General features: G+C 59.6%; 12 protein-coding genes and 3 tRNA genes. 7 read left to right on the top strand and 8 right to left on the bottom strand.

Annotation, left to right across the window (positions count from 1 at the left end; genetic code table 11):
* Positions 1–10 precede the first annotated feature (10 nt).
* The 6 genes from AC4IHP_RS18490 (at position 11) to AC4IHP_RS18465 (ending at position 7,952) form a co-directional block, all read left to right on the top strand.
* Positions 11–1,429 (top strand): oligosaccharide flippase family protein, encoded by a 1,419-nt coding sequence (locus AC4IHP_RS18490; RefSeq protein WP_490832399.1) that lies wholly within the window; start codon positions 11–13, stop codon positions 1,427–1,429.
* A 31-nt stretch (positions 1,430–1,460) separates the two neighbouring features.
* The gene (galE, locus tag AC4IHP_RS18485) at positions 1,461–2,516 is read left to right on the top strand and encodes a UDP-glucose 4-epimerase GalE (RefSeq protein WP_490832398.1); all 1,056 of its coding nucleotides are present in this window, start codon (positions 1,461–1,463) and stop codon (positions 2,514–2,516) included.
* Between the two features lie 31 nt (positions 2,517–2,547).
* Positions 2,548–4,026 carry a family 16 glycosylhydrolase gene (locus AC4IHP_RS18480; protein ID WP_490832397.1) on the top strand — a complete coding sequence of 493 codons (1,479 nt, stop codon included), beginning with the start codon at positions 2,548–2,550 and terminating at the stop codon, positions 4,024–4,026.
* 407 nt (positions 4,027–4,433) lie between these two features.
* Positions 4,434–5,609, top strand: coding sequence for an MFS transporter (locus AC4IHP_RS18475; protein ID WP_490832396.1), 1,176 nt, complete (start codon positions 4,434–4,436; stop codon positions 5,607–5,609).
* A 42-nt stretch (positions 5,610–5,651) separates the two neighbouring features.
* A complete protein-coding gene (locus AC4IHP_RS18470; protein ID WP_490832395.1) occupies positions 5,652–6,326 on the top strand; it encodes a polysaccharide lyase family 7 protein in 675 nt (224 codons plus the stop codon).
* Positions 6,327–6,614: 288 nt separating this feature from the next.
* Positions 6,615–7,952, top strand: coding sequence for an MFS transporter (locus AC4IHP_RS18465; protein ID WP_337957967.1), 1,338 nt, complete (start codon positions 6,615–6,617; stop codon positions 7,950–7,952).
* 7 nt (positions 7,953–7,959) lie between these two features.
* Here the strand turns inward: AC4IHP_RS18465 and AC4IHP_RS18460 are convergent, their stop codons facing one another.
* Both AC4IHP_RS18460 and AC4IHP_RS18455 read right to left on the bottom strand, forming a co-directional pair.
* A complete protein-coding gene (locus tag AC4IHP_RS18460; protein WP_256205753.1) occupies positions 7,960–8,088 on the bottom strand; it encodes a hypothetical protein in 129 nt (42 codons plus the stop codon).
* Positions 8,089–8,248: 160 nt separating this feature from the next.
* Positions 8,249–8,335, bottom strand: a tRNA-Leu gene (locus AC4IHP_RS18455).
* Positions 8,336–8,838: 503 nt separating this feature from the next.
* On the opposite strand from AC4IHP_RS18455, the gene AC4IHP_RS18450 reads away from it, so the two are divergent.
* A complete protein-coding gene (locus AC4IHP_RS18450) occupies positions 8,839–9,372 on the top strand; it encodes a GAF domain-containing protein (protein ID WP_490832441.1) in 534 nt (177 codons plus the stop codon).
* An 86-nt stretch (positions 9,373–9,458) separates the two neighbouring features.
* Here the strand turns inward: AC4IHP_RS18450 and AC4IHP_RS18445 are convergent.
* The 6 genes from AC4IHP_RS18445 to AC4IHP_RS18420 all read right to left on the bottom strand — a co-directional run bounded on the left by AC4IHP_RS18445 (position 9,459) and on the right by AC4IHP_RS18420 (position 13,346).
* A tRNA-Cys gene (locus AC4IHP_RS18445) sits at positions 9,459–9,532 on the bottom strand.
* 46 nt (positions 9,533–9,578) lie between these two features.
* Positions 9,579–9,654, bottom strand: a tRNA-Gly gene (locus tag AC4IHP_RS18440).
* A 60-nt stretch (positions 9,655–9,714) separates the two neighbouring features.
* Positions 9,715–10,275 carry a CDP-diacylglycerol--glycerol-3-phosphate 3-phosphatidyltransferase gene (pgsA, locus tag AC4IHP_RS18435; protein ID WP_460118847.1) on the bottom strand — a complete coding sequence of 187 codons (561 nt, stop codon included), beginning with the start codon at positions 10,273–10,275 and terminating at the stop codon, positions 9,715–9,717.
* 32 nt (positions 10,276–10,307) lie between these two features.
* Positions 10,308–12,131 (bottom strand): excinuclease ABC subunit UvrC, encoded by a 1,824-nt coding sequence (gene uvrC, locus AC4IHP_RS18430; RefSeq protein WP_024012762.1) that lies wholly within the window; start codon positions 12,129–12,131, stop codon positions 10,308–10,310.
* A 2-nt stretch (positions 12,132–12,133) separates the two neighbouring features.
* Positions 12,134–12,775 carry a response regulator transcription factor GacA gene (gacA, locus tag AC4IHP_RS18425; protein ID WP_024012761.1) on the bottom strand — a complete coding sequence of 214 codons (642 nt, stop codon included), beginning with the start codon at positions 12,773–12,775 and terminating at the stop codon, positions 12,134–12,136.
* A 127-nt stretch (positions 12,776–12,902) separates the two neighbouring features.
* Complete coding sequence (locus AC4IHP_RS18420; protein ID WP_490832394.1) at positions 12,903–13,346, bottom strand: GNAT family N-acetyltransferase; 444 nt, start codon at positions 13,344–13,346, stop codon at positions 12,903–12,905.
* Positions 13,347–13,685 lie beyond the last annotated feature (339 nt).

Below are 13,685 nucleotides of genomic sequence, written 5' to 3'. Positions count from 1 at the left end.
GGATCGCGCCATGGCCAACCGCCGCATGATGACCCTCGTATGGATTTTCACCGAAAAATTCGGCCTGATTTTCCTGTCAATGATTACCTTCGTCGTCTACGCGCATTTGCTGACGCCGACGGAGCTGGGCATTGGCACGCTGATCATCGCCGTGGTCGAAGTGGTCGGCATTCTGTTCTCGTCGATGCTGGAAGACCCGCTGGTGCGCCTGCAGCGGGTGGAAGACAAACACATCAGCAGCGTTTTCTGGTTTGCCGTGCTGGTCAGTCTGCTGTCGATTGCGCTGATTTCGCTGGCGGTGGTGCTCTACACGCCGTCCACCGCGCTGCGCTGGATGACCGCTGTGGCCTCGGTGAAAATCCTTTTCACCCTGATGGCGCGGGTATATGTGGCGCAGCTGCGCCGCAGCGGCAATTTCAGGCTGCTGGCCTCGCGCACCTTGCTCGGCAAAGTGGCTGGCGGGGTTGGCGGCGTGGCCGTGGCGCTGCTGGGTTTCGGCCCGTGGGCGGTGGTCGCGCAGGCGCTGATCATGGACGGCATTTCCACGCTGGTGCTGATGCGCAGCGAACGTCGGCGCATTCCCTTTCTTATCGACCGCCAGGTGCTGGGCGAACTGCTGCGCTCCGGTCTCCCGGTCTGTGTCAACGTGATGAGTTCGCAAACCCTGCAACGTGGCGTCAACCTGATTCTCGGCCTTACCGCTGGCGCCCATGCGGTGGGCATGTTCAACCTCGCCATGCGCATCATCGACCTGCCGCGCTCGGCGATCTACAACGGCTTGATGAGTTACGCCTTGCCGGTGTTCGCCCGGCGCAGTGCGGAACCGGCACGGCTGATCGGCATAATCGGCGATTCCACGGCAATCAGCGGCTTCGTACTGACACCGCTGTTCTTCGGCATCGCCCTGACCGCCGAAGACATCATCCTGCTGATCTTCGGCGCGAAATGGGCCGAAGCGATTCCCTTGTTGCAAGTGCTCGCCTGCACGGCAGCGCTGGGCAATCTGGCGCTGTACGCGACCACCGCGCTGGTGGCGGTCAATCGCACGCACTTGACCCTCAAGGCGGAAGTCGCCACCACCCTGCTCGCGCTCGCGCTGGTCTACCTGCTCGGCGCGAGCTACGGCGGCATGGCGGCGGCGCTGGCGTTGCTGCTGCGCATGCTGCTGATCACGCCGTTGCAGGTGCGCGGCCTGCACGCCGCGATTGGTTATGACTGGCGCTGCTTCTTTCAGTCCAGTTACCGCAGCCTGTTCGCCTCGCTGCTGATGGTCGTCGTGGTGCTGTGGACGTCGCGGCAAACCGGCCTGTCCGGCTACGCGCACCTGGCCGGCGACATTGCCGTCGGCGCGCTGACCTACGCCTTGGCCTACAGCCTGCTGCACCCGCGCTGGCCGCAAGAATTCAAGTTGGTGTTCACCGCCCGCTGAGCCGGATTTCCTCGCAATGGAGCACGTCGTCATGCGCAAAACCACGTTGATCACGGGCGGTGCCGGCTACATCGGTTCGCACACGGCATTGCAACTGATCGAATCCGGACACTCGGTCCTGATCCTCGACAACCTGTGCAACAGCAGCCGCGAAGCGGTCGCACGGCTGGAGCTGTTGAGTCACTCGCACGTCGATTTCATCGAGGGCGATATCCGCGACGCCGCGCTGCTGGACGAGATTTTCAGCACCTACGCGATCGACGCGGTGCTGCATTTCGCCGGGCTCAAGGCGGTTGCGCAAAGCGTGCGCCGGCCGATGGATTACTACGCCAACAATGTGTTCGGCACACTGAACCTGTGTCAGGCGATGGCCCGCGCCCACGTGTTCAATCTGGTGTTCAGTTCCTCGGCGACGGTGTACGGCGAGCCCGCCCGCATGCCCATCATCGAAGACCACGGCACCGGCAAACCGGCCAATCCCTACGGGCGTTCCAAGCTGATGATCGAAGAATTGCTCAGCGACCTTGCCCTCGCGGATGCGCGCTGGAACATCGCCGTGCTGCGGTACTTCAACCCGATCGGCGCGCACCAAAGCGGATTGATCGGTGAAGCGCCCAATGGACGGCCGAACAATCTGCTGCCGTGCCTGACTGAGGTTGCCAGCGGCCAGCGCGCTGCGTTGACCGTGTATGGCAACGACTATCCAACCGTCGACGGCACCTGCGTTCGCGATTACATCCATGTGCTGGATCTGGCCGAAGGTCATCTCAAGGCGCTACAGGTTTTGCAGGACGATGAACATGGTCTGCACGTATGGAATCTCGGCACCGGCAACGGCTACAGCGTGTTGCAGATCATCAGCGCCTTCGAAGACGTCACCGGCCTGCGCATTCCCTACCGCTTCGCCCCGCGCCGCACTGGTGATGTCGCCGAATGCCGCGCCGATGCGAGCAAGGCCGGGCGCGAGCTGGGCTGGCGAGCACAGCGCGAATTGACGCAGATGCTCATCGACAGCTGGCGCTGGCAGACCACCAACCCTTGGGGCTATCGCCCGCAACCGGCGCCGTTGCTGGCGGTAGGCACGTAATAACGGCGCAAACCCAAGTTAGGGACGACTCATGAACAGATCACGCTGCTTGCTGTTGGTTTTGCTACTGCTGAGTGCAGGCGTCAGCGCCAATATTCCACGACCGGTGGCTGACGGCCTGGTGTTGTGGCTGGACGGCAATGATCCGGCCTCGATGACACTGGAGGGGCAAAACCAGGTCGTGCGCTGGCTGGATAAATCCGGCAAGGGCAATGACGTGGTCGTCGACAACCGCGCGGCGACGACTTTGCCGACGCACGTCGACAACGCCCTCAACGGCCACGGCGTGGTGCGCTTCAGCGGCACGGCGGCGTTCATGGGCCAGGCGATCCGCACCACCAAGGGCCCGGTGACAGTCTTTGTCGTCTCGCGGCGCTTGCCCGAGCAGGCCGGCGGCAAGGCCTGGCAGCGACTGTTCAGCTCGCGACCGCAACTGGCGGACAACGATAACGTCGCGCCGAATTTCGGCATCAGCGTGCAGCAGACCACCGCCTATGAACCGGCGCTGGCCTTGCTGGAGACCAATGACGTACCGATCGGCCCGTTCGCGGTGGCGCGCAACGTGGTTGGCACCTCGGAGATTCTGCGTGGCGACATTGCCGAAGTACTGGTTTATGACCGCCCATTCAGCAGCCAGGAAGAACGCCGCAATGTGTTCGAGTATCTGGCGCAAAAGTGGGCGGTCGCCATTCCGCAACAGGTCGATGCCTGGACTCGCGTCGGCCCGTTAGGCGCGACCCCGACGTACGTTACGCCCGATCTGCCGTTGTCGGACCAGGCCAATGCCGGCGGCTGGAAACGCGATACGCGGCTGTCCGACGAATTCAACGGCAGCACCCTCGATGCCGAGCGCTGGCACGTCAACAACGCCACCGGTACTGATTCCCTCGGACGCAAACCGGCGTTGTTTTTGCCGGAGAACGCCAAGGTCGGCAGCGGCAATCTGAACATCACTTTCCGCAAACAGACCTTGCCGGAAAAATACGTAGCCCTGGGCTATAAGGATTACAGCTCGGCGATGGTGCGAACCAACGAACGGGGGATGTACGGCTATTACGAAGCCCGGGCGAAACCGATGAACTCTGCCGGTTCCAGTGCGTTCTGGCTGGCGTGGACCGGGCTGCCGGACAATGCCACGGAAATCGACATTTTCGAAATCGGCGGCAAGACCCGCAACGAAGCCTTTGATCGGCGCTACAACATGAACGCGCATGTCTGGGCCAGACCGCAGAATGATCAACACCTGAGTTCCGGCAGCACCTGGATTGCACCCTGGCGGCTGGCCAATACCTTCCATGTCTACGGTTTCGACTGGCAACCCGAGACTTTGCGCTGGTACGTCGACGGCGTATTGGTCCGGGAAGCGAAGAACAACTACTGGCACTTCCCCATGCAAATCGTCTTCGACAGCGAAGCGATGTGGGACTGGTTCGGTGTGGTCGACGATGCTGACCTGCCGTCGGTGTTTCGCATCGATTACGTCAGAGTCTGGACGCGCTCGCCGCAGTAGTGCTGTTTTCAACAGTTCTCAACCCCCGCTTGCATCCGCCACAGCGTGGAAACCTCCCTGACGCTTGCGCAGTTCTCCCGGCGTGCGGTCCTGCACGATCTCGCCTCCCTCCAAGTGCCATCCCCCTGCCCTCAATACCCGCAAGAATCCCTCGAGCCTGCTCGCAAAGGTCGACGTGCGCCAAGCCAATCGAGGGGCTGCCCTCGCCCTTTGCTCTACCATCCATCGGCTGTGATGGAAAATCATCAAACCCAGGTGCAAGTCCGCTATCAGAATCGGTAATCACTTAAGCAACAGACATCCTTGAGGACACTCATGGCTAATGATCCCTACATCTCCGATCGCACGGGGCCCAGGCCCGAGCATGCGGTCGAGAAAACCTTCCCTGCCAGCGATCCGATTTCGCCGTGAGTCTTGACCGGCGCAGCTTCAATCTGGTCGCGGCAGCGTTCGCGCTGACGGCGTTGTCCTATGGCCTCGCGCGCTTCGCCTATGGACTGCTGCTACCGCAGATTCGTCAGGATCTGGCCCTCAGCGTGACCGCTGCTGGCTGGATCGGTGGCAGCGCTTTTGCCGCTTACTGTGTGGGCATTGTTGCGACGTTTATCTGCAACGGCAAAGTCAGTCCGCGCGGGTTGACGGTAATGGCCGGTGCAGCGGCGACACTGGGGATGGGCCTGGTTGTTATCGCTTCGTCGGGGTTGGCGTTGGGCTGCGGCGTGGCGCTGGCAGGATTGAGCACGGGCCTGACCTCGCCGCCATTGGCCAGCGCAGTGGCGGCGCGTCTTGATGATGCGGATCGTCCGCGCGCGAATGGCTTTATCAATGCTGGGACGGCGGCAGGTATTGTGTTCTCCGGCTTGGCGGCAATATTGGCGGCCGGGCAATGGCGGCAGCTCTATGCGCTGTTTGCCTTGATCGGCATCGGCGTCACGGTCTGGCTCTGGTTTGCGGTACTACGCCGAATCGAGCATGAGGTTACGCAGAATTTTTCCCTGCCGATGCTGCGACGACCCGGCGTATTGCCTCTGTGCGCCAGCGCTTTCCTGATGGGCCTGGCGAGCACTGCGATCTGGACATTTGGTGCCGACATCCTGCGCAGCGAGGCCGGATTCTCCGATCAGTCGATTGCCTGGGCGTGGATAGTGCTGGGCGCCGCGGGCATTAGTGGTTGCGCAACCGGAGTCCTGACCGACCGGTTTGGGGTCGCACGCATGCAGCATCTGGCGCTCGCAGGGATCGCGGCCGGCACGCTGGGACTTGTAGCCACTGGCGCTTCTGCCATTTACGGCCTCGCCGCGATGAGCCTGTTTGGCGCGGCCTATATCGTTTCTTCAGGCGTTTATCTGTTGCAAGGCATCCGCCTGTTCCCGGATCGCCCGGACTTGGGGCTGGGCATTCCGTTTCTGGTGCTGGCACTGGGTCAGACCGCCGGCACGCCGATTTTCGGTGCAGTGCTGGAGGCGACGGGGGTGACCGCTGCCCTGTGTATTTTTGCGGCGGCCGCGTGCGTCGCCATGCTCCTGAGCCCTCGAGGTGGTGAAAGTTCGCGCAGGCAAATGTGCGGATCAGGAATGGCCTGAGGCTTGGAGTGCCAATGATTTTTATCGTCAGGAGTAGAAACCATGGCCGTAAACATCAGCAATCTCACCCTTTCCACCCCGGTTCCCGTTTCGGCAACCAATCCTGTCGCATTGGAGCTCAACGGCGCCGAAGCGATTGCGCAGTTCCCCAGCATCGTCACGGTGCTGCCCGACGGTTCGCTGCAACTGTCCGCGCCAACCAAAGGCGCCTCAAGCAAGAGCACCCACCGAACCCGCTGCGAATGGAAAGAATCCTTTTATTGGTCGCTGGCCAGCGCCGCTGACCACCTCAACTATCAGGAGATGACTGTGACCAAGGTCAACTCTGCGCAGAAGGTGGTCATCTCGCAGATGCATGTGAAAAACGACGACAGCCCGGCCATCAAGGTGTTCTGGCAAAAAGGCAACATCACCATGGGCTTCCGCCAGAGCTTCAACCAGCCCACCCCGGTCAACACCACGGTGCTCAAGGGCGTGCCGCTGGGAGCGAAGTTCAAGGTGACCATTCGCGCCAACTCTAACGGCGTGGCCCGCGTCACCGTCGACTACAACGGCGTTGTCGGCACATCAGGTGATTTGCAGCTCGACTCAACCTGGAATTCGCAGGTGTTCAATTTCCACGGCGGGGTCTACAACCAGATCGACTACACCGACGCCACGCCGCCGGAGGATGGCTCGATCTGCATCATCAGTGATTTGTTGATTTCGCATACCTAGGCGCTGAAACGAGCAAGGGCCTGGGTCAGCTTCGCTGGCAGGCCCTTGTCAGAGCTGAGCTCGATGGTGGGTTTTCAGCCTCCTCTTCGACTTCGAAATTGCCTGCGTCCTAACGTCGCAGCCGTCAGCTATTGGCAAATCCTGCGCAAGCCGTAGAATCCCGCGCGCTCTTGCAAGCGCGCGTCTGGTCATAGACGCGCACTTGCAGGGCTGGCCATGTCGGCCGACGCCACCGCCCTGCCCGATCGGCAGACATTTGCACAACACCTGTTCCAGCCAGGCAACCGCATGCGCAGAGGCGCACGTTGCGCTGTTCGATTTCTTGAGGTTTTTATGTCTCCGCGTTTGCTGGCCATGGCGCTGGCGCCCCTGCTCGGGCTGTTCATTATTGCTCTGGGCAATGGTTTTCTGTCTTCCCTGACCACCCTTCGCCTGGACGCCGCTGGCGCCTCGGCGACGATGATCGGAGTTGTTTCGTCGGCCTATTTCATCGGCTTGACGCTGGGCGCGGTGTTCAATGACCGGCTGATTCTGCGCATCGGCCATATACGCGCCTACGGCAGCTTCGCCTCGCTGATTGCCGTAACCATCCTGTTGCAGGGTCTGTTCTATGACACCTGGGGCTGGCTGGTCCTGCGCCTGATCAACGGCTGGGCCACGGTCGGTGTGTTTCTGGTAATCGAGAGCTGGCTGCTGCTGGCCGGTGACGAGAAGATTCGCGGGCGCTTGCTCGCGCTGTACATGATCGTCCTGTATGGCGCTGGCGTTTTGGGCCAGGCGACGCTCGGGACCATCACCGGCATGAGCGACAGCGCGCCGTTCATGGTCGCCGGCATGCTTGCTGCGTTGTCGGTGCTGCCGATCGTGATCCTGCCGCGCGTATCGCCGCTGCTCGATCAGGTCGAGCCGCTCAAGCCCCGGCAACTGCTGGGCGTGACGCCGACCGGGCTGGTCGGCTGTTTCGGTTCGGGGGTGACCATCGCGGCGATCTACACCTTGTTGCCGCTGTATCTGCAACGCAGAGGTCTGGACGTCGGTGAAGTCGGCAGCATGATGGCCTGGACGATTCTCGGCGCGATGTTGCTGCAGTATCCGGTCGGACGCTGGTCCGACCGCACCGATCGCTTGCAGGTGCTGACGCTGCTGACGGTGGCGTGCACCGCGTTATCACTGGTGATTGTGCTGCTGCCGCTGTCTTCGACAATGCTCGCGGCGATGCTTTTTCTGCTCGGTGGCGGCGTCTTCGCGCTGTACCCGGTTGCCGTCAGCCACGCGGCCGACCGCGCCCCGGCCGAAGCGCTGGTGCCGATGATTCAGGGCTTGCTGCTGATCAACTCGCTGGGCTCGGCCATCAGCCCGATGATGATCTCGCCGGTGATGAACTCGTTCGGTGCCAACGGCCTGTTCTGGGTCTTCGCAGTGGTTAATTTGAGCATGGTCAGCTTTTTCTTCTGGCGCCGCGGCAAACGCCCGGTGCCGGCCAACCCCGCACCGTTCACGGCGGCAGCCACCTATTCGCCGACGGGTGCGGAGTTGCGGGTCACCGAGGATTTGCGCGTGGCTGCTGAGGAGCATCCGGCGATGATGGATGCGATCAGCGGAGAACTGGTGACGCAGCCACGGTGACAGGTGATCAGCAACTGCCCGGCGGGATGCCGTCCTTGTTGAAGTCCTTCAAGCGCTCGCGCTCTTCTTCAGTGGAATGCGCCGGGGTTGTTTGATCCGGTACTTCTTCCGGCACTTCGGTTTTTTCTTCAGTCATGGCTTTGCCCTCGTTGTCGATGCTATTTCGGCATCGGCGAAGGGCTGGTGGTTCCGGATTTCGCACTCCGCCCTGCCATGCGCGTGGCGAAAAAAAGAATAGCGAAGGGTAAACGAACAAAGGCCTGCGTAGCTTTCGCTCGCAGGCCTTTATTGAAAGATGGTGCCCGAAGCCGGAATCGAACCGGCACGCCCTTACGAGCGGGGGATTTTAAGTCCCATGCGTCTACCAGTTTCGCCATTCGGGCGGTAGCGCGGTGTTGCTTTGCTCAGCTTGCGGTTGCGATCCTGACAGGATGGCTGCTTGAAAAGCCGAGCGGGGAATATATACATCACGTCCCGGTGAAGCAAGTTTGGAGTGCGCGATTTGAAAACTAAATTTTGCAGGGCTCAAAAAAACAAAAAGCTAACTAAATCATGGAGCTATGTCGCTTGCTTGAAGTAGAGGCCAAGGTGAAAAACAGATCTCAGCAATCAGAGCGAAAACTGGAGATAAACCCCAATAGTTTCATAAGGTTAACGCAACCTTCGCTAAGCTGGTCAATGATTTTCCTGCGCTGGCGATCATGACGAAGCAACCCGCCACTCGCCTGAGTGTCTACGCTAAACGTTGACGCCGGATCAGCGACTGGACCTCACCAATTTGTACCTATCCACCACGACCCCGCCCTACAGGCGCTGGCTTCCACAACACGTCACCAGAGCCCAGCTCAGGGATGTACCAGAAATCAGGAGATTTGACCCTATGCAAATGAGTGACACCGTGCTCAAGGCATCGTTGAGCCATGAGGAGCGCTCGGCGATCGCCGAGATCGAAGCGACGACCAATATTCTCCAGCTCGTCACCCGTTTGACCGGTACGCGCTTCGCCGGCATCGCAAAATTTACGGAAACCGAGTGGATCGTCTGTTCCGCCTACGATCCGATCGAACTGGGTATAAACGTCGGCGATACGCTGGATCTGGAAACCACGCTGTGCAGTGAGTTTCGAAGGGATCCTCAAGCCCTCTTCCTTCCACAAATCAGCCAGGACGGGAGACTGTCGTCACGCCCGGTCGTGAAACAATATTCGATTGAAAGCTATGCGGGCGCTCCGGTCTTCCTGCCGGATGGTCGACTGTGGGGAGCGCTCTGTGCTTTGGATTCCCGAGCTGTTCTGTTTGATAACCCGGATCTTGCAGAGACATTGACACTGTTCGCACGGCTTATCGGCTGTATCTTTTTTTCGAATCTTACAGTGGAAGGCGCCAGCCATATCAAGACCGGAGCATGCCTGAGCGAGTGACGTTGTCTAAGGGGGTGCGCAACTCCCCTCTTTTTCCAAGGCAACAAAAAACCCCGTAGATCATTGATCTACGGGGTTTTTGATAGTGGAGGCCGAGGTCGGAATCGAACCGGCGTAGGTGGATTTGCAATCCACTGCATAACCATTTTGCTACTCGGCCTCAAAGTCTTTGCTGTCAGTAGCGCAACAACAAACACTGTACAAATTGGAGCGGGAAACGAGACTCGAACTCGCGACCCCGACCTTGGCAAGGTCGTGCTCTACCAACTGAGCTATTCCCGCTTGGTGTGGCGCATTCTATAGAATTAAGAAGCCCCGTCAACCCCTTGATTCAAAAAACTTTTATTTCTTTTCCACATCGGTCTTGAGGTGCGGCCAGGCGGCGCGAAGGTATTGAACCATCGACCACAGGGTCAGCCCTGCCGACACGATCAACAGCGTGTAACCGAGCACGACCCAGAAGCTGAACGCCTTTGGATGAGCCAGCAGGATCACCAGCGCGAGCATCTGTGCAGCGGTTTTCCATTTGCCCAGATTGGAAACGGCCACCTGTGCCCGGGCGCCGAGTTCGGCCATCCATTCGCGCAGGGCCGAAATCACGATCTCACGGCCAATAATCACCGCTGCGGGCAGCGTTAGCCAGAGATTACCGTGTTCCTGCACCAGCAAGACCAAGGCAACTGCAACCATCAGCTTGTCGGCGACGGGATCGAGGAACGCACCGAAGGGCGTGCTTTGCTCCAGTCGGCGCGCCAGATAACCATCGAGCCAGTCGGTTGCGGCCGCGAAGGCGAACACCGAGGCGGAGGCCATGTAACTCCATTGGTAAGGCAGATAGAACAGCAAAATGAAGATCGGGATGAGCAGGACGCGTAGAACGGTAATCAGATTAGGGATATTCATCGGCACAACTGGCTACGAGGTGAAGGGGCATTCTACTCACTATGCAGGTTCGCATAAATCGACTCTGCGAGCTTTTTACTGATCCCAGGGGCTTTGGCGATCTCTTCGATGCTTGCACGAGACAGCTCCTGCAATCCACCAAAATGTTTCAACAGGTCACGGCGGCGCGTCGGTCCTACCCCTGCCACGCCTTCCAGCGTCGAGGTACGGCGGGTCTTGCCGCGACGGGCGCGATGGCCCGTGATTGCGAAGCGGTGCGCCTCATCGCGGATCTGCTGAATCAGGTGCAGGGCAGGTGAATCGCCACGCAAGGTGAACTCGTGCGCTGCATCATTCAGATACAACGTTTCGAAACCCGCCTTGCGGGTGGCGCCCTTGGCCACGCCCAAAAGAATAAGATCCGGGACCGCCAGTTCGTTGAGCACGTCACGGGCCATCGACAGTTGGCCTTTGCCACCGTCGACCAGCAGGATGTCGGGTAGTTTGCCCTCGCCGTCCTTGAGTTTGCTGAAGCGGCGGGTCAGCGCCTGATGCATGGCGGCGTAATCGTCACCGGCGGTGACGCCTTCGATGTTGTAGCGCCGATAATCCGACTTGATCGCGCCTTCCGGCCCGAACACCACGCAGGACGCAACTGTCGCCTCACCGCTGGAGTGACTGATGTCATAGCATTCCAGGCGTTGTGGTGGTTCATCCAGGTTCAGCACCTCGGCCAGCGCGTCGAATCGCGCAGCGGTGTGCTGACGGTTCGCCAGGCGTGCGCCCAACGCTTGCTCAGCGTTAGTCACGGCCAATTGCTGCCAGCGTGCCCGTGTGCCGCGCACTCGATGGCTGATTGCCAACTCGCGGCCGCGCAAGGTATGAATGCCTTCTATCAACGCCGGGAAGTCTTCGTGAACCACGTTGACGATCAGTTCGCTCGGCAGATCGCGTTCGGGGCTGCTGATGTAGTACTGGCCGAGGAACGCTGCCATGACCTCGGAAACGTCTTCCTCGATGCCGACTTGCGGAAAGAAATTCTTGCTGCCCAGCACTCGGCCGCCGCGCACACTGATCAGGTGGACACAGGCGCCGCCAGGGTTGACGAATGCGGCAATGACGTCGATATCGCCGGTTCCGCCCTCCATGCTCTGCTGGTCCTGTACTCTACGCAGCAAGGCAATCTGGTCGCGCAATTCGGCGGCACGTTCGAATTCAAGATTAATCGCCGCCTCTTCCATCGCGGTGGACAACTCGTTGGTCAACGCATGACTGCGACCTTCAAGGAACATCACCGAGTGGCGCACGTCTTCGGCGTAAACGTCAGGCTCGACCAGACCCACACAAGGCGCCTTGCAGCGCTTGATCTGGTATTGCAGACAGGGACGCGTACGGTTCTTGTAATAGCTGTCTTCGCACTGACGGACGAAAAAGGTTTTTTGCAGAATGCTCAGGCTTTCGCGGATAGCGCCGGCACTTGGATACGGGCCGAAATACTTGCCCTTGGCCTTTTTGGCCCCGCGATGAATGCTTAGGCGCGGAAACTGCCCATCCGACAAAAACACATAAGGATAGGATTTATCGTCGCGCAGCAGAATGTTGTACGGCGGCCGCCATTCCTTGATCAGCGTCTGTTCAAGCAGTAGCGCTTCGGTTTCGTTGGCAGTGATGGTCGTTTCGACCTGAGCGATACGCCCGACCAATGCAGCGGTCTTGGGTGCCAGGCCGGTCTTGCGAAAATAGCTCGCCAGACGTTTCTTCAGGTTTTTCGCTTTGCCCACGTAGAGCAGGCGCGCCTCGCTGTCGAACATGCGATAGACGCCGGGCCTACCGCTGACGGTCGACAGGAAAGCACTGGAATCGAATGTCTCGGTCATGGTCAGGCGCTGGCATCCACCATGCCGTGACGCACCGCGAGCAGGGTCAATTCGACGTCGCTGCTGATCGAAAGCTTCTCGAAAATGCGGTAGCGGTAGGTGTTCACGGTTTTCGGCGACAGGCACAACTTGTCGGAAATGATCTGGACCTTCTGGCAGCCGACAATCATCAGCGCAATCTGGATTTCCCGCTCCGACAAGGCATCGAACGGCGAATCATTGGTCGGCTGGAAGGATTTGATCGCCAACTGTTGGGCGATTTGCGGACTGATATAGCGCTGCCCGGCAAAAACCAGCCGAATCGCCTGGACCATCTCCGGCAGACCCGCGCCCTTGGTCAGGTAACCGGCGGCGCCTGCCTGCAGCAAACGTGTCGGGAAAGGGTCTTCCTCGCACACCGTAACAGCAACCACCTTGATGTCCGGATGGCTACGCAGCAGTTTCCGCGTGGCTTCGAGGCCGCCGATGCCGGGCATCTTGACGTCCATGAGCACTACATCAGGCTTCAACTCACGGGCCTTGATCAAGGACTCTTCACCTGACTCGGCCTGCCCCACCACTTGCAGGCCGTCGATATCGGCCAGCATCCGTGTTATGCCTGTGCGAACGAGATCATGGTCGTCGACCACTAGCACCCTAATCAAGCAGACACCTCGCGATATGGTCTTATTGGGATGCCGGACACCTTAGCAAAAAGTGCCAGACAGACCTAGCGGAAAGCCGCATTTAAAAAGTTTCAATTCATCAGTCAGGGCTTGCCGGCTGTGGGTTTCAGGGCAAAGCTGTGCTCAAAACAAGCTGCATCCTCAGGAAACACTCGTCCACGCCCACGATGCTTAGTCCTTTGCGCGCATAGAGTTTCTGCGCCGGGTTGTTATCGAACACCGTCAAGCGCAGTACCGGTCGCCTTGCCTGAGCGGCCATTTCGACAACCTGATCGATGACCCAGGAACCGGCACCCTGCCCTTGCCAGGCCTGATCAATCTGTAATTCGCGTATGTACAGCGCCCGGGCATCCTGGCTCAGACTGAAAAAGCCAATCAGCGTTTGATCCTGGAGGATCATCCAGTTCTCGCGGTACTGCCAGCCTGCGTCGAACGCTTCGTCCTGCCACAACAGATCGTGGTCAATGTAATAACGCAGCATGTTCCGACATGTCAGATCCCGCGAGAAAGCCAGGTCATCATCGGTGGCATGCCGAGTCCGGTAGTTCATTCTCCGCCTCCATAACTGCAAAAAGTTTATCTCACCCGCATGGTTTGCAACTCAATAGTCATTTCGACCGGCAGGCAATAGCATTTTCTGATTGCTGACGCGTATCGGCGTCGAGTAAGCTCGGCGCATTCAACGGAGAAAACCATGTCCAACGCCCTTCCACAGATCTGCATCGCCAGCGCCCCGCGCTCGATTGCGCCTGTCCGGGTGAATGACGTGTGTGCTCCAGCCAACTTTTATTTTGGGTATTGGTTTAGCCACTGGCGCGCCTGATACCCAAACGGCGCCCATCATAACGGGTCGCCTACCAGAGATTTCTCAACCCCCGGTCGGCCTCCC

This window comes from Pseudomonas sp. UF-293, from assembly GCF_058245595.1.
Note: the sequence above shows the minus strand (reverse complement) of the source record. Positions and strands in the feature narration are given on the sequence as shown.

Coding starts and splice junctions, on each gene's coding strand:
- AC4IHP_RS18490 (WP_490832399.1), top strand. CDS start 11: ATGGCCAACCGCCGCATGATGACCCTCGTATGGATTTTCACCGAAAAA.
- AC4IHP_RS18465 (WP_337957967.1), top strand. CDS start 6,615: ATGCGCAGAGGCGCACGTTGCGCTGTTCGATTTCTTGAGGTTTTTATG.
- AC4IHP_RS18450 (WP_490832441.1), top strand. CDS start 8,839: ATGAGTGACACCGTGCTCAAGGCATCGTTGAGCCATGAGGAGCGCTCG.
- AC4IHP_RS18420 (WP_490832394.1), bottom strand. CDS start 13,346: ATGAACTACCGGACTCGGCATGCCACCGATGATGACCTGGCTTTCTCG.
- uvrC (WP_024012762.1), bottom strand. CDS start 12,131: ATGACCGAGACATTCGATTCCAGTGCTTTCCTGTCGACCGTCAGCGGT.
- AC4IHP_RS18460 (WP_256205753.1), bottom strand. CDS start 8,088: ATGACTGAAGAAAAAACCGAAGTGCCGGAAGAAGTACCGGATCAAACA.
- AC4IHP_RS18470 (WP_490832395.1), top strand. CDS start 5,652: ATGGCCGTAAACATCAGCAATCTCACCCTTTCCACCCCGGTTCCCGTT.
- AC4IHP_RS18480 (WP_490832397.1), top strand. CDS start 2,548: ATGAACAGATCACGCTGCTTGCTGTTGGTTTTGCTACTGCTGAGTGCA.
- galE (WP_490832398.1), top strand. CDS start 1,461: ATGCGCAAAACCACGTTGATCACGGGCGGTGCCGGCTACATCGGTTCG.
- pgsA (WP_460118847.1), bottom strand. CDS start 10,275: ATGAATATCCCTAATCTGATTACCGTTCTACGCGTCCTGCTCATCCCG.